This window comes from Pseudomonas sp. CFBP13508 (assembly GCF_005233515.1).
Classification (GTDB): Bacteria; Pseudomonadota; Gammaproteobacteria; order Pseudomonadales; family Pseudomonadaceae; genus Aquipseudomonas; species Aquipseudomonas mercuritolerans.
This window is the reverse complement of sequence record NZ_QFZZ01000005.1, coordinates 175,771-196,621: the sequence shown is the minus strand read 5'-3', so window position 1 is coordinate 196,621 and position 20,851 is coordinate 175,771. Positions and strand designations below refer to the sequence as shown.

At 59.9% G+C, this 20,851-nt stretch carries 20 protein-coding genes and 1 tRNA gene; 20 read left to right on the top strand and 1 reads right to left on the bottom strand.

Going from position 1 to position 20,851, the window contains the following annotated elements; genetic code table 11:
• Positions 1–308 precede the first annotated feature (308 nt).
• The 13 genes from sbnA (at position 309) to vapC (ending at position 12,094) form a co-directional block, all read left to right on the top strand.
• A complete protein-coding gene (gene sbnA, locus PspCFBP13508_RS27675) occupies positions 309–1,283 on the top strand; it encodes a 2,3-diaminopropionate biosynthesis protein SbnA (RefSeq protein WP_137215097.1) in 975 nt (324 codons plus the stop codon).
• A gap of 5 nt (positions 1,284–1,288) precedes the next feature.
• On the top strand, positions 1,289–2,320 hold the full coding sequence (gene sbnB / locus PspCFBP13508_RS27670) for a 2,3-diaminopropionate biosynthesis protein SbnB (protein WP_137215096.1): 1,032 nt from the start codon (positions 1,289–1,291) through the stop codon (positions 2,318–2,320).
• Complete coding sequence (locus PspCFBP13508_RS16100; protein WP_137215095.1) at positions 2,314–4,095, top strand: FAD/NAD(P)-binding domain-containing protein; 1,782 nt, start codon at positions 2,314–2,316, stop codon at positions 4,093–4,095. Before sbnB ends, PspCFBP13508_RS16100 begins: the two co-directional genes overlap by 7 nt.
• Positions 4,092–4,706, top strand: a complete 615-nt coding sequence (locus PspCFBP13508_RS16095; protein ID WP_137215094.1) for a glutathione S-transferase — start codon at positions 4,092–4,094, stop codon at positions 4,704–4,706. Before PspCFBP13508_RS16100 ends, PspCFBP13508_RS16095 begins: the two co-directional genes overlap by 4 nt.
• A gap of 15 nt (positions 4,707–4,721) precedes the next feature.
• A complete protein-coding gene (locus PspCFBP13508_RS16090; RefSeq protein WP_130910409.1) occupies positions 4,722–6,146 on the top strand; it encodes an L-lactate permease in 1,425 nt (474 codons plus the stop codon).
• 27 nt (positions 6,147–6,173) lie between these two features.
• A complete protein-coding gene (locus tag PspCFBP13508_RS16085; RefSeq protein ID WP_137215093.1) occupies positions 6,174–7,652 on the top strand; it encodes a PLP-dependent aminotransferase family protein in 1,479 nt (492 codons plus the stop codon).
• A gap of 22 nt (positions 7,653–7,674) precedes the next feature.
• The gene (locus PspCFBP13508_RS16080) at positions 7,675–8,019 is read left to right on the top strand and encodes a hypothetical protein (protein ID WP_130910411.1); all 345 of its coding nucleotides are present in this window, start codon (positions 7,675–7,677) and stop codon (positions 8,017–8,019) included.
• A gap of 279 nt (positions 8,020–8,298) precedes the next feature.
• On the top strand, positions 8,299–9,357 hold the full coding sequence (locus PspCFBP13508_RS16075) for a PDDEXK nuclease domain-containing protein (protein WP_137215206.1): 1,059 nt from the start codon (positions 8,299–8,301) through the stop codon (positions 9,355–9,357).
• A gap of 121 nt (positions 9,358–9,478) precedes the next feature.
• Entirely contained in the window at positions 9,479–10,399 is a 921-nt protein-coding gene (locus PspCFBP13508_RS16070; RefSeq protein WP_241669527.1) for an alpha/beta fold hydrolase, read from the top strand.
• A 29-nt stretch (positions 10,400–10,428) separates the two neighbouring features.
• Positions 10,429–10,842, top strand: a complete 414-nt coding sequence (locus PspCFBP13508_RS16065; RefSeq protein ID WP_016772137.1) for a hypothetical protein — start codon at positions 10,429–10,431, stop codon at positions 10,840–10,842.
• 6 nt (positions 10,843–10,848) lie between these two features.
• A complete protein-coding gene (locus PspCFBP13508_RS16060; protein ID WP_137215091.1) occupies positions 10,849–11,301 on the top strand; it encodes a hypothetical protein in 453 nt (150 codons plus the stop codon).
• A gap of 164 nt (positions 11,302–11,465) precedes the next feature.
• Positions 11,466–11,696: a type II toxin-antitoxin system VapB family antitoxin gene (vapB, locus tag PspCFBP13508_RS16055; RefSeq protein ID WP_137215090.1), complete on the top strand. Its 231-nt coding sequence runs from the start codon at positions 11,466–11,468 to the stop codon at positions 11,694–11,696.
• The gene (gene vapC / locus PspCFBP13508_RS16050; protein ID WP_039756566.1) at positions 11,696–12,094 is read left to right on the top strand and encodes a tRNA(fMet)-specific endonuclease VapC; all 399 of its coding nucleotides are present in this window, start codon (positions 11,696–11,698) and stop codon (positions 12,092–12,094) included. The genes vapB and vapC overlap by 1 nt, the downstream gene beginning before the upstream one ends.
• 77 nt (positions 12,095–12,171) lie before the next feature.
• Here the strand turns inward: vapC and gabP are convergent, their stop codons facing one another.
• The gene (gabP, locus tag PspCFBP13508_RS16045; protein WP_016772141.1) at positions 12,172–13,563 is read right to left on the bottom strand and encodes a GABA permease; all 1,392 of its coding nucleotides are present in this window, start codon (positions 13,561–13,563) and stop codon (positions 12,172–12,174) included.
• A 543-nt stretch (positions 13,564–14,106) separates the two neighbouring features.
• Here gabP and PspCFBP13508_RS16040 point away from each other — a divergent pair.
• From PspCFBP13508_RS16040 to PspCFBP13508_RS16010, 7 genes are all read left to right on the top strand, one after another.
• A complete protein-coding gene (locus tag PspCFBP13508_RS16040; RefSeq protein WP_024011209.1) occupies positions 14,107–14,880 on the top strand; it encodes an ABC transporter ATP-binding protein in 774 nt (257 codons plus the stop codon).
• 13 nt (positions 14,881–14,893) lie between these two features.
• Positions 14,894–15,646, top strand: a complete 753-nt coding sequence (locus PspCFBP13508_RS16035; RefSeq protein WP_042608621.1) for an ABC transporter substrate-binding protein — start codon at positions 14,894–14,896, stop codon at positions 15,644–15,646.
• Positions 15,647–15,723: 77 nt separating this feature from the next.
• Positions 15,724–16,419, top strand: a complete 696-nt coding sequence (locus tag PspCFBP13508_RS16030) for an ABC transporter permease (RefSeq protein ID WP_016772144.1) — start codon at positions 15,724–15,726, stop codon at positions 16,417–16,419.
• Positions 16,416–17,105, top strand: a complete 690-nt coding sequence (locus tag PspCFBP13508_RS16025; protein ID WP_016772145.1) for an ABC transporter permease — start codon at positions 16,416–16,418, stop codon at positions 17,103–17,105. Before PspCFBP13508_RS16030 ends, PspCFBP13508_RS16025 begins: the two co-directional genes overlap by 4 nt.
• A complete protein-coding gene (locus PspCFBP13508_RS16020; protein ID WP_137215089.1) occupies positions 17,086–18,342 on the top strand; it encodes a methyltransferase in 1,257 nt (418 codons plus the stop codon). The genes PspCFBP13508_RS16025 and PspCFBP13508_RS16020 overlap by 20 nt, the downstream gene beginning before the upstream one ends.
• Before the next feature lie 407 nt (positions 18,343–18,749).
• A tRNA-Thr gene (locus PspCFBP13508_RS16015) sits at positions 18,750–18,825 on the top strand.
• Between the two features lie 172 nt (positions 18,826–18,997).
• Complete coding sequence (locus PspCFBP13508_RS16010; RefSeq protein WP_137215088.1) at positions 18,998–20,320, top strand: integrase arm-type DNA-binding domain-containing protein; 1,323 nt, start codon at positions 18,998–19,000, stop codon at positions 20,318–20,320.
• The last annotated feature ends 531 nt before the right edge of the window (positions 20,321–20,851 follow it).

Genomic DNA, 20,851 nt, shown 5'->3' with positions numbered 1-20,851 from the left:
GCTGTACTGGAAAAAACCCGAAATCTGTATCTCTGCGCGCAGATGGCGTTTCGCCAATACTTTGCGCAAGCCTTGGCGAGCCAATGACTGGCTCCACTTTGCGCCCCGCAACACTCTGGGTTTCTGTAGCCCTCAGAGCGCAAAACCTGATTTTTTGAATCGATCGGCGTCGCCCGCAAGGTCACTTCCTGTCCAGCAAAAAAATCTGAACCCAACCCACAGGCGAACTGCAGTTACTGCTTTTCAAACATTCCAGGATGAATGCTGGCGCCCCCGTGCGCCCGGCAAAACAGCGAAACGGACGACGTATGATCAAGCAACTCATCAATGAAGACAGTTATGTGCAGATCGGCGATCTTTGCAGCGCAACGATCCAGCTCAAAATCGAAGGACTGAATCCCGCCGGCTCCATCAAGCTGAAGACCGCGCACGCGCTGATCACTGATCTTGAAGTCCGCGGACTGATCAACCACAAGACCCGCCTTATCGAATCCTCGTCGGGGAATCTGGGCGTTGCGCTGGCCATGGTTTGCGCCGCCAAGGGTTACCAGTTCGTTTGCGTAATCGATCCGAATATTTCCGCGCCGAACCGCAAGCTGATTCACGCCCTGGGCGCGCAAATGCTCATGGTCGATCAACGCGACGAGAACGGCGGTTATCTGAATTCGCGGATTCGTCTGATCGAGCAACTGGTCGCTGATAACGCCGACTACATCTGGCTCAACCAGTACAAGAACCCGACCAACCCCCTCGCTCACTATCAAGCGACTGCAACGTCCATCGCGCGCAGGTTTCCCCAGGTCGATTATCTGTTCGTCGGCGCTGGCACCACCGGCACGCTGATGGGCTGCAAGAACTACTTTGCCGAACATCATCCGCACACCAAAGTCATTGCCGTCGATACCGTCGGCTCGGTGACGTTCGGACTGCCGGGCGGCACGCGCCATATTCCGGGGCTCGGCACCAGCCGCCTGCCGGAGATATTCGAGTCGTCGGGCATTCACGACTTCCTGTCGATTCCCGAGGAACAGACGATCAAGGTCTGCCGTTGGCTGGCGCAACGCTACGGCCTGCTCTTCGGCGGCTCCACCGGCACTGTGCTCGCCGGCATCCGCCAGTGGGCGCCGCATATCCGGCCCGACGATGTCGTGGTGGCGATCTCCCCCGACATGGGTGAGCGCTACCTCGAAACCATCTATTCCGACGACTGGGTCACCCAGCGGATCGGCGCAACCGCACTGCAGCCCCTTTTCCCTGAAATCGCTCTGGCACTCTCGGCGTAATCCTCATGACCACACAGAATCCGATCCAACCGTTCCACGTCATCCCCGGCGCTGTCGTCAAAGACATCCTCAACGGGCTGCGGCATGCAACCATCGACATGGTGGCGCAGACCTACCTGACCCACGAGCGTGGCGAAACCGTTAACCCCGACAGCTATTTTCTGCGTTTCCCTGCGCAACCGGCGAACCGGATCATTGCGCTGCCGGCGGCCATCGTCGACAGCGAGGGCGATCAATCCGTCTCCGGAATCAAGTGGATTGCCAGTTATCCCGACAACATCAAGTCGGGCATTCCGCGCGCATCTGCGGTGCTGATTCTCAACTATCCCGAGACCGGTTACCCCTACGCGCTGCTCGAAGGTGCACTGATCAGTGCTGTGCGCACGGCAGCGTCGACAGTCTTGGGTGCCTGGTGGCTGAATGGCCAGGACCGCCACGCGGCGACACTTTCGATCATTGGTGGCGGGGTAATCTCAAGAAATATCCTCGAGACTTTCGTCGCGGACGACTGGTCCTTCGACAGCGTGGGCATTCACGATCTCAACGCGGAATCGGCGCAAGCCCTCGCGGAATTTGGTGAACAACTGGGCCTGCCGGATGTACGCCTGCTGTCGCTCGAAGAAGCGCTGACTGCCGACATCGTGGTGTTCGCCACCAGCGCGGGCGAGCCGTACGTAAAAGGCCAGGGCACGTTCCGCCCGGGGCAGATTGTTCTGAACATCTCGCTGCGGGATATCGGCGCCGAAATCATCGAGGAAAGTTACAACTACTTCGACGACATCACCCATTGCCTGAAAGCCAATACTTCGCCGCATCTGGCCGAGCAGCAATACGGCCATCGCGACTTTGTCACCGGCACAGTGGCGCAGCTGATTCGCGGCGACCTGCATGTCGCCCAGGACAAACCGCTGATCTATTCGCCATTCGGCATGGGCATTCTCGATCTCGCGATTGGCCGGATGATCCACGACATTGCGGTGGCGGCCGGTACGGCAATTGCCATACCGTCCTTTTTTGGCGAGGAGCGCAGATGGTGAAGGCGCCTATGCAAATCGGCCTGATCGGCTGCGGTTCGCGCGGATTGTCGGTATTCGAGCGCCTGTTGAGCCGCGCCGAGGAACGCCCGCAACAACCGGTGTTCATCGACATCTTCGAGCCCAATGTGCTCGGCAGCGGCGCGCACTGGCCCGATCAACCGGACTACCTGTTGCTCAACACCGTCGCCGGTCAGCTCGGGGTGTTTCCCGACGCAGCAGCGTTCGGTGATCTGACCGACGCCCGGGAACGGCCAGGGCCGGACTTTCTCGCGTGGTGCAGAGCCCGGCGCGTCAAGGTTGACCCCGACAGTGGCCTGCTCGCCGCCGACGGTCGCGACGTCGAGGCGGAGGATTTTCTGCCACGGCACCTGCTCGGCGCCTATCTGGCTGACGCCTTCACGCAGATCCTCGCGACCGCACCCGCCTGGGTCACCGTCAATCTGCATCGGCATCAGGTCACGGCGGTCGAGCGCAACGAGAATCAGCAATACGTTCTGCAAACCGCCGACGGCGCTGCGGTGACGGTGGATCGTCTGGTGCTGACCGTCGGCCACACCGGACGCTTGCGCCTGGCGGGGCAGAACCGGGTCGACAACGTTTACCCGTTGCCGGGCAGCCTCACCACCGTCGAGCCAGGCGAAACGGTGTTGATCGAAGGGTTGGGCCTGGGCGCCATGGACACCCTGGCGGCGCTGACGGCTGGCAGAGGCGGGATCTACAAACCCATGGCCGATGGCAGTCACACTTACCAGCCTTCGGGTCGGGAGCCGGTGATTTTCATCCAGTCGCGGGACGGGCTGCCGTTTCGCACGCGTCCCAATGGCTTGATCGGCTGCCCCCGCCATAGCGCCGTGCTGCTCACGAGCGAGCGCATCGAGTCGTTGCGGGTCAACGCGCACAACCGCCGACTGGATTTCGAACGGGACATTCTGCCGCTGATGCTGCTGGAAATGCGTGCCGCTGCGGTCGCCGTCCTGCATAAACCCTCAGCGCCACAACAGTTGCTTGCGCAGCTCAGAACCGTCAGCGTTGCCGGCCCAGCAGGTGTTGTCGCCTGCGAAGCTTTGCTGCGCGAGTTCGAAGCGATTGCCGGGGCAATCAATCCGCTGGAGCTGATCTGCCACGCACTGCCCGACAGCGTCACGCCTTACAACTATCACGCATGGATTTACGACACCCTCGAAGCCGACTTGCATGAAGCACGCCTGGGACGCGGCGCGTCGCCGATCAAAGCCGCCATCGAAGTATGGCGAGACTTGCGTGACCGGCTGCGTGAGGCGGTGGATTTCGACGGGCTCACCGAAGATTCGCATCGGCAGTTCTATGGCCGCTGGCACAAGGCGATCAATCGTCTGGTCGCCGGCCCGCAGAAGGAGCGCCACGCCGATCTGCTCGCGCTGTGTGATGCCGGTTTGCTGACCTTTCTCAAGCCTGGCTCACGCCCCGCGATCGAGCACTTCAAGCGAATCGCCGGTTACGTCCAGAGCAGCGGCGTCGCCCACAGCGACTGCGCGCCGGTGCGCGACCTCGCGCGCCTGGGCCTTGTGCGTCCGCGCACCGATGTGCCGGGCATCGACGGCATCGATGTCGACGCGGCCTGCCACCCCAAATCGAACGGCGGCGAAGCGGTGCGTGACATCTGGGTGCTGGGGCCGCTCGCCGAAGGCTCCTGTTATTACAACCACTACGTCACCTCGGCGGGCGCACCTTCGCGGCTGTTCATGGACGCCCATCGAGTCGCCACCGCCATCCTTGAGACAGGAACTCGCGCATGAAACTCTACTATCAGACGCATTCGCCGTACGCCCGCAAGGTGTTGGTGCTAGCTCACGAACTCGGCATCGCGTCGAGCCTGGAGGTGATTCATCACGAAACCAGTCCGACTTCGCCAAACGCGACCATCTACCAGGCCAATCCGCTGGGCAAAGTGCCGGTGCTGATGCTGCCGGACGACACCGCACTGTTTGATTCAATCGTCATTTGCGAATACCTCGACGACCTGAGCGGTGGCCGCAAATTCATCCCGGCCAGCGGCCCCGAGCGCTACCAGGCGCTGCGCCTGCAAGCGTTGGCGCAGGGTATGTGCGACGTCGGTATCAAGCTGCGCTGGGAAGTCGAGCGGCGCCCCGAGGCTTTGCGCTATCCAGCGTACGCCGAGGGTCAGGCGTACAAACTCAAGGAGGCGTATCGCTTCATCGAAGAGCACGTCGACCTCAATGGCCCGATCACCGTGGGCCACATCGCCCTGGCGACTGCCCTTGACTGGATCGCTTTTCGTCAACTCTCGGACTTCTCGGCGCAGGCACGCCTGAGCGAGTGGTATCAGACGTTCTGCCAGCGCGCGTCCATGCGGGCGACCGAGTACAGCGGACAGACGCACGACTAGGCCAAGGAAATCGCTATGAGCTCTCTATTGCTGCAAATGTCACCGATCGCGCTGGTGATCGCGCTGATCCTGATCCTCCGCCGTCCGCCGGTACAAGCGGCGCTGGCCGGTGTGGTGCTGGTGCTGGTGCTGTGGGCACTGGGCGCCGCCGGGCCGGTGTCGGCGGCGATCTCCTCGGCGATATTTCAGGACACCACGATCCTGTTTCTCAGCACCGCGTGCGTCATCGTCCCGGGGCTGGCCTTCGTCATTCTGGTCGAGCGCGGCGGCGCACCACAGGCCATCGGCGCGTGGGTCAAGGAACTCGGCTGGACGCCCCCCGCGCAGGTGATTTTCATCGTGCTGGGCCTGGCACCGCTGCTGGAAGCGATGACCGGCTTCGGCGTTTCGCTGATCGCCACGGTGCCGCTGCTGATGGGGCTTTTCACTCGCCAGTCGGGGATGAAAATCGCTCTCGCCGGCATGGTGATCATGCCGTGGGGCACGCTGGGTCTGGCAACGGTGATCGGTGCCTTGCTGGCGCATTTGCCGGCGCAAACCCTCGGTAGCCATTCGGCGCTGATCAGCGCGCCGGTGTTCCTCTGCCTGGCGTCGCTGGCCTTGTGGCAGGCCGGCATCCGCAGGATCACAGCGTGGCTGGGGCTGCTTGTCGTGACGGCCCTGTTCGTTGCCGTGCTGTTTGGCGTCAACCTGTGGCTCGGCCCGGAAGTCTCCGGTGTGCTGGCCGGGCTGGCCGTGGCTTGCGTTGGCCTGGGCATCTCCTGGGCGCAACGGAAAAAACTGGTGCGCTGGCCGAGCGCGGCATGGCCTTATCTGGCCTTGCTGGGAGTGATTGTGGCGTCGCGCGGACTGTTCGTGCTGTCGGGCTGGGATGGCCTGTGGGTCGTCAGGGGCGAACACGTTTCATGGAAGCCGCTGGCGTCTCCAGGGCTGGCGCTGCTGATCGTGACCGTGCTGATGGCGTTCAGGCAAACCGCGGGCGGCGGCTTCCCGTGGCAAGCGCTGTTCAACCGGGCGAAGTTTCCGGTCACGACAATCTTCCTGTTCCTGCTGCTCTCCCAGGTGATGGTCAACGCCGGATTCCTCGTCGAGGCGCAAAGCGCGTTGCAATCCATGTCGGGTATTTCGCTGGCGCCGACGATCGCCCTGCTGGCGGGGATTGCCGGTTATGTCACCGGCTCCAACGTCGGCGGCAACACGCTGGTGATGCCGTCCATTGCCGCGCTGAGCAGCGAACACGGGGCGTGGCTGGCGGCAATGGTCAACAGCGCCGCCGGCCATGGCGCACTTGGCTCGCTGTCGATCCTGTCATTGATCACCGGACTTGCCGGTGCCAACCGCCAGGAAGAAAACAGCCTGATCCGCTTCGCCTTCGGTCTGGTGGCGCTGAACATCGTCATAGTTGCTGCAACGGGGATCGTTTTGCTCTACTTTCTGTGAATTGTTTCGAATCATCACAGAGAACTTATGGACAGGTTTGATTTGCCGGACAAGCGCTGGCGGATAGTCAAGGACTGGATTATTCGCCAGATCGACAGCGGTGACCTGGCGGCCGAAGCGAAACTGCCGTCAATCCGCGTTCTGGCGCGGATGTTCGAGACCAGCATCACCACGGTGCAGCGGGCGCTGGCCGATCTCGAGGCTGATGCCTACGTCTCGACCGTGCCCCGCGTCGGCTACTTCGTCTCGGCGTCAGGGCGGGCAAAACCGTCCGGCGCCTTCGACTTTTCCAGTGTCACCGTCAACGTCAATCATGCGGTAGTCGCGATGCTCTCCGAAGCGGCGTCGCGCACCACCGCATCACTGAATTCGGCGGTGCTGCACAGCGATCTCACGCCCAACGTGCTGCTCAACAAATGCCTCTCGGTGCTGGCCGCCAAGACTGACAACGCGCTGAGCGGTCTGGTCGCGCCACCCGGCCTGCCGGCGCTGCGACGGCGCATCGCCGGGCTGATGCTGACACGCGGCGTGGTCTGCGGGCCGGACGATATTCTAGTGACCTCGGGCGACACCATCGCTCTGGAACTGGCCCTCGAAGCCGTCGCGTCGAAAGGCGCTACAGTCGCCATCGAAACCCCGACCTACTACGGCATTCTGCAGACCATCGAACGCCTGGGCATGCGCGCCTTGCCGATCCGCACCCACGGCCGGACGGGCCTGGATGTCGATCATCTGGAGGAAGCGCTGAAGCAAAAAAAGGTCGCGGTGATTTTTCTCAACCCGACGCTGCAGAATCCGCGTGGCTTCATCATGCCCGACGAAGCGCGCGCCCGACTTTCACGGATCGCCCGCGAAGCGGATGTGCCGATCATCGAAGACGACATCTTCTTCGATCTGGTGCCCGAAGCTGATCGACCGCGCGCCCTCAAGAGCTATGACAGCAGCGGCCAGACGATCTACTGCTCGTCCTTTTCGAAAACCATCGCGCCGGGTTATCGCGTCGGCTGGTGTCTGGCCGGCAAATACCGCAATGCCATCCTCGCGCAGATGTTTTCGCGCAACCTGGCCGTTTCCAGCCTGGCGCAAAATGTTCTCAATGAATTCATCGGCCGTGGCTACATGGACGAGCACTGCGCCAGATTGAGGTCGCAACTGTCTTCGCTGGCGAGTTTCGTCGAAGCGCTGGTGCGCACGGATTTCCCCACCGGGACCCGGTATGTGCCACCACGCGGCGGCTTCATCCACTGGATCGAAATGCCGGCACACACCGACATGTCTGCGCTGCAGCAACTGGCCACGGAGCGTGGTTGCCACGTGGCTGGCAGCGGCATCTTTTTCGCCGACGGCCAGGCTTCCACAGGCGTGCGCATCTGCCTCGGCACTGCGCTGACGCCGGCGGTGATCGGCATTCTCAAGGTGATCGCTGAATGCGCCCACCTTGCCGCACGCCCGACGAGCCTGCGGCAGATGCCGACTGAACAACTGCAAGAGCCGGCAGTTTCCTGACCGGCTCACGCGAGCCTCGCTTATGAATCAGAAAAGAACCCGTATTCGCTTGCCGCATCCCCCGCCGTATCGCCCGAGCCGCTGGACATTCTGGCTGACGGTGCTCGCTGGAGTGCTGATTGCCTTAGCCGTATGCCTTTCGATCTCCATGCTTGTCGAAAGCTGGATCAGCGGCTCCATCACCACCAACAATCGCGGGCCGCGCAGCACCTACACCTTGGCACTGCAACCTCGGCGATACTGGTTCGAGTTCCTTTGGCAGAGCTTCTGGACCGCGTTCATGTTGGCCATCGGTGTGTTCGGGCTGTGGATTTATCGCAAAGGGCGGGTGCGTGAGCAGAGGCCGAAGCGCAAGCGCTCGCGATGATGAAGTTGGGGTGCTTCTTCGAAGCGGCCTATTGAACCTAGGCTTTGCCCTTCAGGTGAAACACCAGATTGCGGGCCGTAGCGCTGCCAACTTCGCGGCGACTGAGTGAGCAAGAGTACGAAATGGACTACGGACATTTACCCTGTTACGCGCCTTCCAGTGGCAATGTCCTGCAACGCCTGTCCCACCCTTCCTTCCGAACTCGCAGGTCCGCCCGACATACCTGCGCCGCCTTCCCCGGCATGCTTGCGTCTCTGTTTCCAGAATGCGGAAGACCCGATGAGCCAGCTCAAACCTGCTGATACGCAAGACCATAAAATCGATTCACTGCTGGGCGAACTGGGCGAGCTGATTCGCCAGGCGCGGCAAAAAGTGCTACGCGCGGTCGATACGATTCAGGTGCAGACCTGTTGGCAAATCGGCCGGCATATCGTCGAGTTTGAACAACAGGGAGCCCAACGTGCGGGATATGGGAAAAAATTGATTGGCCTACTGGCTAAGGATCTGACCGGGCAATTCGGGAAAGGGTTTGATGAAACCAATTTGTGGAAGATGCGCCTGTTTTATCAAAAATTTCCAATTCGAGACGCACTGCGTCCCGAATTGAGCTGGACCCACTACCGCCGGCTACTGCGGGTCGAAAGCGAGAAAGCGCGCCTGTGGTACATGAACGAATGCGCCGACCTCAACTGGTCAAGCCGCGCCCTTGATCGTCAGATCCTGACGCTCTACTACGAGCGCCTGCTGATGAGTCCGGACAAAGCCGAGGTGGTCGAGGAAGCCACGACCAACATCGACGCGATGAAATGCAATCCGCGGGAATTCATTCGCGATCCGGTCATGCTCGAATTCCTCGGCCTGCCCTCGGCAGGCAAAGTCAGGGAAAGCGGACTCGAACAAGCACTCATCGACCACTTGCAAAGCTTTCTGCTTGAACTTGGCAAAGGCTTTTCCTTTGTCGCCCGCCAACAACGCATCAGCACTGACGGCGTCGACCTCTATATCGATCTGGTGTTCTACAACTACCTGCTCAAGTGCTTCGTGATCATCGACCTCAAACGCGGCAAGCTCAGCGCCCGCGATGTCGGGCAGATGGACATGTATGTGCGCATGTACGACGAGCTCAAGCGCAGCGACGGTGACAAGCCAACCGTCGGTATCATTCTGAGCGCGGAAAGCAATGACTCGGTGGCGCGCTATTCCATGCTCAAAGGCAATGAGCAACTGTTCGCCAGCAGCTACAAGACGATACTGCCGAGCGAAGAAGAGTTACGTGCTGAACTCAACCGCGAACAGGCGTTGATCGAAGAACGCATGCTCATTCAATCCAGTGAATGAACCGGCCGGATTGTTCTTGATCAGCGCGGCGACTATGGTTGGCACCTAACCGCCGAGGTCAAGCGCCATGAGCTGTCAGCAGACATCCGATGTGGGCGCCCCAGAGTTGAGCCAAGCAGCTTTGACTGTAACTAAAGCCACGCCCTTCAAGGAAACCGCAGCCGACGGCTACGCACTCGGCGGCTTCACCTGGCGCCACAGTTCGCCCAATCCTCAGCGCCCGGTGGTCATCATCAACGCCGCCACCTCGGTGCGCTGTCGGCACTATTCACGGTTCGCGGCCTATCTGTTCAGCCACGGCTTCGACGTGATGACCTACGACTACCGGGGCATCGGCGAATCACGCAGCGAATCGATCAAAGGGCTGCGTACCTCGTGGACCGACTGGGGCGCGCTGGATTTCCAAGCGATGCTCAAACGCGCGCAGCAGGAGTTTCCCGGTCAGCCAATCGATGTGGTTGGCCACAGCTTCGGTGGTTGCGCGGCCGGTCTCGCCGCATCCGGCAAGGTAATCCGACGGCTGGTAACCGTCGGTGCGCAGTTCGCCTACTGGCGCGATTACGCCCCCGAACACCGCTGGCGGATGTTCGGCAAGTGGCATGTGGTCATGCCTTTGATGGCGCTGCTCTGCGGTTATTTTCCAGGCAAGCGGCTCGGCTGGCTGGAGGACACGCCCACCGGTGTAGTCCGCGACTGGAGCACACCCACCGCACGTTACGAGGATCGTCCAAGCGGTCGTGCTCTGATGAAAAAGGCGGGCGCCCTGCCTTTCGCCAACGTCCGCGCGCAGACCCTCGCCATCAGCCTCTGCGATGATCCTTACGGCACGATCCCGGCCATCGAACGCCTGCTCGGCTACTTCAGCAACGCGGCAAAAACTCACCTGCGCATCGAGCCGCAGGACATCGGCGAACAACAAGTCGGACATTTCGGCTTTTTTCGCAGCGCATACCAAGCCACACTATGGCCCATCGCTCTGACCTGGCTGCAGACCGGCGCACTGGCCCCCGACACACCCGGGCGGCAAGTCCCGCGCAGCTGAGCCCTTCTCCACGCACGACGGAACACACCATGGCCTCCGCCAACAAGCAGCAAAAACGCGCCACCCGGGCCAAAGCCAAGGCCAAGCAGAACCGCACCAAGCGCGCCGAAGCGCCGGTCGAGCTGGACCCGAACGACGACCGCATCGATTTCGAATCGGTGGACCTGACCGAACTGTTCAAGAAAATGATCGACGCCGAGAAGATCAGCCAGCAAGCCATGTGCACCGCGTTCCTCGAAGACCCGCTGCTGGAACTGGTCTATGAGCAGGAAGGCGAAGAAGGCGCGATGGATTTCATCCTCGCCGCGCTGATCGAGTATCGCCAGTGGTCACAGGAAACCGACGAGGCTGGCGCGCTGGCGTGGATCGAATCCCCGGCCTTCCAGGCTGACTATGTGGCGGCATCCGACGCGATCGCTGCACAAACCCAACAGAAGAACTGAGCTCCCATGGCATCCCTGAACAAGCAACAGAAACGCGCCAAACGCGCCAAGGCCAAGGCCAAGCAGATCCGCATGGTCGGGCGCAAACCGCTGGATCAGGACGAAGACCTCGGCCACCTCGCCGAGCCGATCCCGGAATACACCCTGGCGATGTTCAGCAAAATGCGTGAAGCCGAAGCGGTCAGTCGCGACGAAATGCTGCTGACCCTGCTGCGCGAACTGGCCTTCATCATCGTCGACCATCCTGAACTGCTCGACATGAAAAACGCCGACAACGAAGGCATGGCCGCCACCCACCTCGCCGCCGACATGCTCATCGACTACCGCATGTGGGCCGACGGCATGACCATCGAACAGGCCCAGGCCTGGCTGAGCGAGCCGCAGTTCATTACGGATTTCGGGGTGGCGCTGGATGCTTATGGGAAGTCGGTAGACACCCAGGAAGACAAGAGCGAATAAGCCCTGCTCAGAAACCAAAACGGCCGCTAGTCATCCCTGACAGCGGCCGTTTTTTTGTTTGGATGGCCTAGCACTCTTTGCCCAATGACAATGTATATCCCGTTGACATATCCCCAGCACAACCTATCCTGAACCAATCACAGGATCAGGCCCGGAGGTCGGATATGGAGCAGACCACAATTTTCATGAGCAATAGAAGTCAGGCAGTCCGCCTGCCAAAGGCAGTTGCGATGCCCGGCGACGTTAAACGCGTGGAAGTTATCGCGATTGGCAGAACACGCGTCATTACGCCTGCTGGAGAATGCTGGGATAGCTGGTTTGATGGCGACAGCGTCAGCCCTGATTTCATGGCTGACCGTGAGCAACCCACTGATCAGGAGCGCGAGTCGTTCTGATGATCAAATACATGCTGGATACAAACATCTGCATCTTCACCATCAAGAACAAACCACAAATTGTCCGGGAAGCCTTCAATCGACATTCCGGGCAGTTGTGCATCAGCGCTATCACGCTCATGGAGCTTATTTACGGTGCTGAAAAGTCAGCGGTCCCGGAGAAGAATCTGGCGATTGTCGAAGGGTTCGTCGCGCGACTGGATGTCTTGCCTTTCGATAACGACGCAGCCGCACAGGCCGGGATGGTTCGATCTGAACTTGCGAAGGCTGGAACGCCGATCGGGCCATACGACCAAATGATCGCTGGCCACGCGCGGTCACTTGGACTCATTGTAGTGACGAACAACGTACGGGAGTTTGAACGCGTTTCCGGTTTGCGAATCGAGGACTGGGTTTAACCTGATTGAAAAGCTCAGAAACAAAAACGGCCGCTAGTCATCCCTGACAGCGGCCGTTTTGCATTACGCGTTAAAAATCAGTTCAACACCACCGCACCGCGCTTTTCCAGCTTGCGCCGGCGCGACACCAGCAGACCGGCAGCCACCACCATCAGGCTCAGCAGGCCGGTGGCGAGGATTTCCACGCGGTGGGCTTCCTGGAACAGCATGATGGTCAGCGCGGCGACGATGAAGATGATCACCGCCCAGGTCAGACCCGGGAACAGCCACATGCTGAAGACAATCTTCTCGCCGCGGGCCATGCGCTGTTTACGCATACGCAGTTGCGAGAACGCGATCACCAGATACACCAGCAGGGCGATGGCGCCGGAGCTGGCCAGGAGGAATTCAAACACCGCGGCCGGAGCTACATAGTTGGCGAAGGTGCAGAGGAACGCTGCGCCGGTCGACAACATCACTGCCCAGTAAGGCGTGCCGCTTTTGTTGGTGCGGGTCGACATGGCTGGGGCGTCGCCGCGCTTGCCGAGGGAGAACAGCATGCGCGACGAGGTGTACAGCGCCGAGTTCAGGCAACTGGTCACCGCGACCAGTACGACGATGTCGACGATCATCTTCGCGTTGGGAATGCCCATGCGCTCAAGCACGGTCTGGTAGGAACCGAGGTTGGCCAGGGTAGGATCGTTCCACGGCACCAGCGCCACCACGATGAAAATCGAAACGAGATAGAACAAGCCGATCCGCCAGATCACCGAGTTGGTCGCCTTGGAGATCTGCTTGCCTGGGTCCTTCGATTCCGCCGCCGCGATGGTGACGATCTCGGTGCCCATGAACGAGAACATGGTGGTCAGGATCGCGCCCAGCACAGCGCCCATGCCGTTGGGCAGGAAGCCGCCACTGTCGAACAGATGCGACACACCGCTGACCTGGCTGGTCGGCAGAAAGCCGAAAATCGCCGCAAGGCCGAGGCCGATGAAGCCGATGATCGCCAGCACCTTAATCAGGGCGAACCAGAACTCGAACTCGCCGTAATTCTTCACGCTGAACAGGTTGGTCACGGTCAGCAGCATGGTGATGACCAAAGCGAAAGCCCAGATGTCCACGCCCGGGAACCACGCATGCAGGATGGTCGCGGCGGCGTTGGCTTCCAGCGGAATCACCAGCACCCAGAACCACCAGTAGAGCCAGCCGATGGTGAAACCGGCCCAGTGACCGATCGCGCGGTCGGCATATGTCGAGAACGAACCGGTGTCCGGCGAGGCTACGGCCATTTCGCCGAGCATGCGCATCACCAGCACCACCAGAGTGCCGGCAGCGGCGTAGGCCAGCAGCACGGCCGGGCCGGCGGCAGCAATGGCGTGGCCGGAGCCGACGAACAGACCGGCGCCGATCACACCGGCGATCGACAACATGGTCACATGACGCGGTTTGAGCCCCTGTTCGAGGCCAGTGGAGCTTGGGGTACTGCTCATAGAGACTACCTTTGCAAGGAAAGCGAGTGCGTCCGGCGCGTCTGAAAATTCTTTCTCGTAAAAAGAATCCAACGGCCTGTTCCTTATTCTGCACGCAATATTTGCGCCAAAATGTTTCAAGTCCTTGAGGGCCGGGGGCTCCGGCATCCGATGCAAGTCCTTGAGTTTAATGGCTATTCGCCAGAACGTTACCCGGCGACTCACTTTCGAGACGAATCCGCGCACCAGAAACACACAGATAAAGTGTGCGGCGCACAGAAAAAGGGCGAATAAGGAACGTTCGGCCGGATAGCGCTTCCAACACCCCGCCAAAGCTGGCAACATCGCGCCTTTTTTTACGCGGCACCCACGGGTTTGCACGATCAAACACCCGTTCGGTTGTTGATGGGGCGACAGTCTGCTGCGCCGATGCGACAACCCGCAACATGCCACCCGTTTACCGCTCGTAGCGCTGTTGGCTGCCATTGAAACGCTATGCTAGCTTGGCCGCCTCGCCAGGAAGGCCCGCCAACAGCAGGAGCGCAACATATATGAGGAACGCACATGGCTGAGGCCACGCCCGCGCTTGAAATCCGCAACTTGCACAAACGCTACGGACAGCTTGAGGTGCTCAAAGGCATCTCGCTGACCGCCCGCGACGGCGACGTGATCTCGATCCTCGGCTCTTCCGGTTCCGGCAAGTCCACGTTCCTGCGCTGCATCAACCTGTTGGAAAACCCGCATCAGGGCCAGATCCTGGTGGCCGGTGAAGAACTCAAGCTCAAGGCCGCGAAGAACGGCGAACTGGTCGCCGCCGACGGCAAGCAGATCAATCGCCTTCGTTCGGAGATTGGTTTTGTATTTCAAAACTTTAATCTGTGGCCGCACATGAGCGTGCTCGACAACGTTATCGAAGCCCCGCGCCGCGTGCTCGGCCAGAGCAAGGCCGAGGCCATCGAAGTCGCCGAAGCGTTGCTGGCCAAGGTCGGCATCGCTGACAAGCGCCACGCCTACCCGGCGCAATTGTCCGGTGGTCAGCAACAACGCGCCGCCATCGCCCGCACGCTGGCAATGCAGCCGAAGGTGATCCTGTTCGACGAACCCACCTCCGCGCTTGACCCGGAAATGGTTCAGGAAGTACTTAGTGTCATCCGCGCATTGGCCGAAGAAGGCCGCACCATGCTGCTCGTGACCCACGAAATGGGCTTCGCCCGCCAGGTCTCCAGCGAAGTGGTGTTCCTTCATCAGGGCCTTATAGAAGAGCAAGGATCGCCACAGCAGGTGTTCGACAACCCGCTTTCGGCGCGCTGCAAACAATTCATGTCCAGCAACCGCTAACGGAGCAACATGCATGCAGAATTTCAAAAAGGTCTTCCTGGCCGCCGCCGTCACTCTCGCGTTCAGCGCCGGTGCCATGGCTGAAACCCTGAAGATGGGCATCGAAGCGGCCTACCCGCCGTTCAACAATAAAGACGCGAGCGGCCAAGTGGTCGGCTTCGACAAGGAAATCGGCGACGCCCTGTGCGCGAAGATGAAAGCCGAATGCTCCGTCGTCACCTCTGACTGGGACGGCATCATTCCGGCGCTGAACGCGAAGAAGTTCGACTTCCTGATTTCCTCGCTGTCGATCACCGAAGAGCGCAAAGCCGCGGTGGACTTTACCGACCCGTACTACTCGAACAAATTGCAGTTCATCGCGCCGAAAAATGTCGATTTCAAAACCGACAAGGACTCGCTCAAGGGCAAGACTATCGGCACCCAGCGCGCAACGCTGGCCGGCACCTGGCTCGAAGACACCTACGGTGACGACATCAAGGTCAGCCTCTACGACACCCAGGAAAACGCCTACCTCGACCTGACCTCCGGTCGTGTCGACGCGATCCTCGCCGACAAGTACGCCAACTATGACTGGCTGAAAACCGACGCCGGCAAGAACTACGAGTTCAAGGGCGACCCGGTGGTGGAAAGCGACAAGATCGGCATCGCCGTGCGCAAGGGTGACAACGAGCTGCGCAACAAGCTGAACGCAGCCCTGAAGGAAATCGTCGCTGACGGTACCTACAAGAAAATCAACGACAAGTACTTCCCGTTCAGTATCTATTGATCTGACCTGTGGGACCGGCGCCGTGATCAAGCGGCACCGGATCCCGACTTTGCCTGCCGCAATTTGAACAGAAACCCATGATTATCGACCTCTACGGATTCGGCCCGGCGCTCGCCGCTGGCGCGCTGATGACCGTCCAACTGGCCCTCACCGCCCTGTGCCTGGGCCTGGTGCTCGGCCTGCTCGGCGCCTTGGCCAAGACCTCCCCGTACAAGCCGCTGCAATGGCTTGGCGGCACTTATTCGACGCTGGTACGCGGCGTCCCGGAATTGCTCTGGGTGCTGTTGATCTACTTCGGTACGGTCAACCTGATGCGCGCCCTCGGTGAGTACTTCGGCAATCCCGACCTGCAACTCAACGCGTTTGCCGCCGGTGTGATCGCACTGGGCCTGTGCTTCGGAGCGTACGCCACGGAAGTGTTTCGCGGCGCCCTGCTGGCCATTCCCAAAGGTCACCGTGAGGCCGGCCAGGCCCTGGGCCTGTCGAAATGGCGGATTTTTACCCGGCTGATCATGCCGCAGATGTGGCGCATCGCCCTGCCGGGCCTGGGCAACCTGTTCATGATCCTGATGAAGGACACCGCGCTGGTCTCGGTGATTGGCCTGGAAGAAATCATGCGTCACGCGCAGATTGGCGTAACCGTGTCGAAACAACCGTTCACCTTCTATATGGTCGCCGCGATCATGTACCTGGGCCTGACCGTGCTGGCGATGACCGGCATGCACTTGCTGGAAAAACGCGCCGCTCGCGGCTTTGCGAGGAGCGCGCAATGAACTGGGAAGTCATCATCAAGTGGCTGCCGAAACTGGCACAGGGCGCGACCCTGACGCTGGAACTGGTTGCCATCGCTGTCATTGCCGGTCTGCTGCTCGCCATTCCGCTGGGCATCGCCCGCTCTTCGAAGCGCTGGTACGTGCGCTCGCTGCCTTACGCCTACATCTTCTTTTTCCGCGGCACGCCGTTGCTGGTGCAGCTGTTTCTGGTCTATTACGGCCTGGCGCAGTTCGACGCAGTGCGTGAAAGCGCGTTGTGGCCATACCTGCGCGATCCGTTCTGGTGTGCGACCGTGACCATGACCCTGCACACGGCGGCGTACATTGCCGAAATCCTGCGTGGAGCCATTCAGGCAATTCCGCCGGGAGAAATCGAAGCCGCGCGGGCCTTGGGCATGTCCAGGCCGAAAGCGATGTTCTACATCATCCTGCCCCGCGCCGCGCGCATCGGCCTGCCGGCCTACAGCAACGAAGTGATCCTGATGCTCAAAGCCAGCGCCCTGGCCAGCACCGTGACCCTGCTGGAACTGACCGGCATGGCGCGCACGATCATTGCGCGCACCTATCTGCCGGTGGAAATTTTCTTTGCCGCCGGCGTGTTCTATCTGGTCATGGCTTACGTGCTGGTTCGCGGCTTCAAGCTGCTGGAACGCTGGCTGCGCGTCGATGCCTGCCAAGGCCGCTGAAACGTCCCACGTGCTGACGGGCGAGGCCCTACTCGCCCGCTTCACCGCGCTGGATGCTTTTTTGATTAAGCATCAGGCGCTGTGGAAACCTCGGCCGTTCACCCACCTTTCGCTTGCCTGGGAAGCGTCTTATCCCGAGGTGTCTGCGTGGCTACGCGGGCGGTCGCTGGAAGATGCAGAACGCACGCACAACCATCCTGCTGATCTTGTTGAAGCGCCGGAGCCGTTCGCTTCATTGGCGAAGTTGTCGGCTGAGCTGAGTGCGGTCGGTGAGTTGTCGGGGCATGCGCTTGAGGCTGCCGGGCATCGCTTGAATGTCGATGTGCCGGGTCGTAAGTGGCAGCAGATTGAAGCGTTTGCCAGTCGCTTGTCTTTCGCCTCGCAGCCGACGCATTGGCTGGACTGGTGCTCCGGCAAAGGGCATCTGGGACGCCGCCTGTTGGGTGCCGGGCAACAATTGACTTGCGTTGAATACGATCCTTTATTGGTCGCCAGCGGTCAGGCCTTGAGTCAGCGTCATCACTTGAACGCCCTGCATGTCGAACAGGATGTACTCGCGGCGGATGCCCCAGCCGTATTGAACGCCGCGCACACAGCCATCGCCCTCCACGCGTGCGGTGATCTGCATGTGCGCTTGATGCAACTGGCCAGTGCCGCAGGTTGCCAGCAAATGGCGATTGCGCCCTGCTGCTACAACCGCATCAGTCGCAACGAATATCAGGCCTTGTCCTGCGCAGGATCGGCATCGCTCCTAAAGCTGTCGCTGGAAGATCTGGCGTTGCCGATGAGCGAAACCGTCACCGCCGGTGCTCGCGTCCGACGTCAGCGCGACACCTCGATGGCTCGTCGCCTGGCTTTCGACCTGCTGCAACGGCAAGTGCGCGGCGTCGATGACTACCTTCCAACGCCCTCCCTGCCCAGCGCCTGGCTGGATAAACCGTTTGCGGACTATTGTCTCGATCTAGCAGCGCTGAAGGAGTTATCCACAGTCGGCTCGCCAGATTGGTCGACACTCGAAGCCGCCGGTTGGCAGCGGTTGGCCGAAGTGCGCAACCTGGAATTGCTTCGCGGATTGTTCCGACGACCGCTTGAGCTCTGGCTGAATCTGGATCGAGCGCTTTTCCTCGCAGAACAGGGATACTTCGTACGCCTCGGGACCTTCTGCGATACCTCACTTACACCGCGTAACTTACTGCTGCTCGCCGAACGCGCTGAAAACATCACAGCCTGTGGATAACTCTGTTGATGGATTTTCCGTGGATCCAATATCTGCGCCTGTTTCGTCGCCTTAACAACACTGGTCATTTTTTGTTCACATAAATAAAAACCGGTAAAACAGGGATTTGCGAACAAGATGAGAATGGCTTCACAAAACCTCGCCCGAGCAGTCCTAGCGCCCCTCAGTTGTGCATAAGGTGCCAATCAAAACGACATAACCGACGAATATTGGGCTAGCCGAGTGAGTAACTGCAGGGTCCCGAAAGCCCAAACTCAACTGTCCGCCCTGCATAAATGCCTCACTGCAGGTGAGGTACAAAAAGCTGCGTATAAATTTACGCAGGGCCTCATTTTCCGGGAATGCAAAAATAGTCTGAATTCAGGGGTTTACAGGATCAACCCAATCGCTATAATCGTCGCCCACACGCCGGTATAGCTCAGTTGGTAGAGCAACTGACTTGTAATCAGTAGGTCCCGGGTTCGACTCCTGGTGCCGGCACCATACAAGGTTCCAGAGAAGACTTTCAAAATCTCTGGAACCCCCAAAGAACCCGCCTTCTGGCGGGTTTTTTCGTTTTGGGGTTCCATCGGTTTCCGTCAGAAACTGGTGGATTCCAACCGTTTTAAGGGTAGAGTTTGGGATACAGGTCACTTCGATAAAAGGGAGTACCCTTATGTCGCGCACCACAGCTCCGCTCTCCGACGCAGCTTGCCGCTTGGCAAAACCTACAGACCGCGCCTACAAGCTTTTCGACGGCGATGGCCTCTACCTCCTAGTCCAACCCAACGGCCGCAAAGGCTGGCGGCTCCGGTACGTCAAACCTGACGGACGCGAAGGACTGACCTCGTTCGGCAACTACCCCGTCATTGGCCTCGCCGATGCGCGCCGCAAGCGCTTGGAAGTTAAGCGAATGCTGGCGGATGGCGTTGATCCTATAGAGACCAAGCACCAAGCCAAGGCGGAAGCCGTGATCAAAGGCAGAACCTTTGAAAGCGTTGCTCTCGACTGGCATACGGAAATGTCGGCCAAGTGGGCACCAGGCCATTCCAAGACTGTGATGAGCCGCCTCAAAACCCACGTGTTCCCGCTGATAGGCGCCCGCGCCATTGTTGATCTCGACACCCATGACCTTATGCAGCCCTTGGAAGCGATCAAGAAGCGCGGAACGATCGACGTTGCTTTAAGGGTACAAAACTACCTGCAGAGCATCATGCGCGAGGCAAAGCGCCTCCGGCTTATCACCATAAACCCTGCTTACGATCTCGAAGGCTCGATCAAAGCCCCGCGGGTGGTACATCGCCCCGCTCTACCCTTATCGCGACTGCCGGAACTGCAGGAGCGGATCGACACCTATAAAGGCCGGGCACTTACCCGTCTGACGGTGATGCTGTCGCTGCATGTGTTTGTCCGCTCCAGTGAGCTGCGCTTCGCCCGCTGGAGCGAGTTCGACCTTAAGCGCGGCACCTGGGAGATACCCGACACTCGGCCAGCGTTGGAGGGAGTACCCTTTTCCACAAGGGGTACGAAGATGGCAGGGGATATCCATTTAGTACCCTTATCGCCGCAAGCCGTGGAGCTACTCGAAAAAATCCATGCACTCACAGGTAAATTCGCATTGGTCTTCGCAGGTGATGCCAAACCCTGGAAGCCCATGTCCGAAAATACTGTGAACAACGCGCTTCGGACGATGGGATACGACACCAAAACCGATATCTGCGGGCATGGGTTTCGTTCGATGGCCTGCAGCGCACTGATCGAGTCAGGATTGTGGTCGGAGACCGCCATTGAACGGCAGATGAGCCACAAGGAGCGCAACAACGTCCGCGCCGCTTACATCCACAAGGCCGAGTTCATCGAGGAGCGCAGGCTGATCATGAACTGGTGGAGCCGGTACCTGGAGGCCAACCGGCAGGAGCATGTCACTCCACACGAATTCGCAAACCAGACCGGAGCGAACGTCACTCGCCTAAAAGCAAAACGTGGCGCAACCGAGTAAGCGCTCGGTCTTCATATCTCAGTGATCCGCTTGTCCACGCGGGTCCATCCAAACAGGGCTGCAAAGCCGCCCAGTTTGGATGGACCTCACTTAAAAAATCTAAAGCCCACGCAACTGTCTGTGGAAAACCACAGATTTCCACCGGTGGATAATTTCATCCACAGCCACAGAACTCCCAAAAATTCGAGCCTTGACCCGAATTATCCACAGGCGTAGAAAAGATCTGGCAAATCGCTGTCGCTGACAGCAACCCAGGTAGCCAGAACCTTTAAGGCTACGCCACACCGTGGTGGTTCTCCCAAAGTGCGATTAGCGTCCGGCGGCTCGCACGGTCACAGCGATGTGATGGATGCCTACTTTTACCAGTGTGCCCACTGCGGCAACTCATCCCCTTTCATAGCTGCTCTGCAGCAACCTATCCGCTTGGCCATTCCCGTGCGCCAACCTGCGCCCGTCTCTTTCTCCCGGAAAGAGACGGGCGCTCCTACCGCTGCTGCAGCCCAACTCGTACAAGGCTTTGCGGCATTCCCC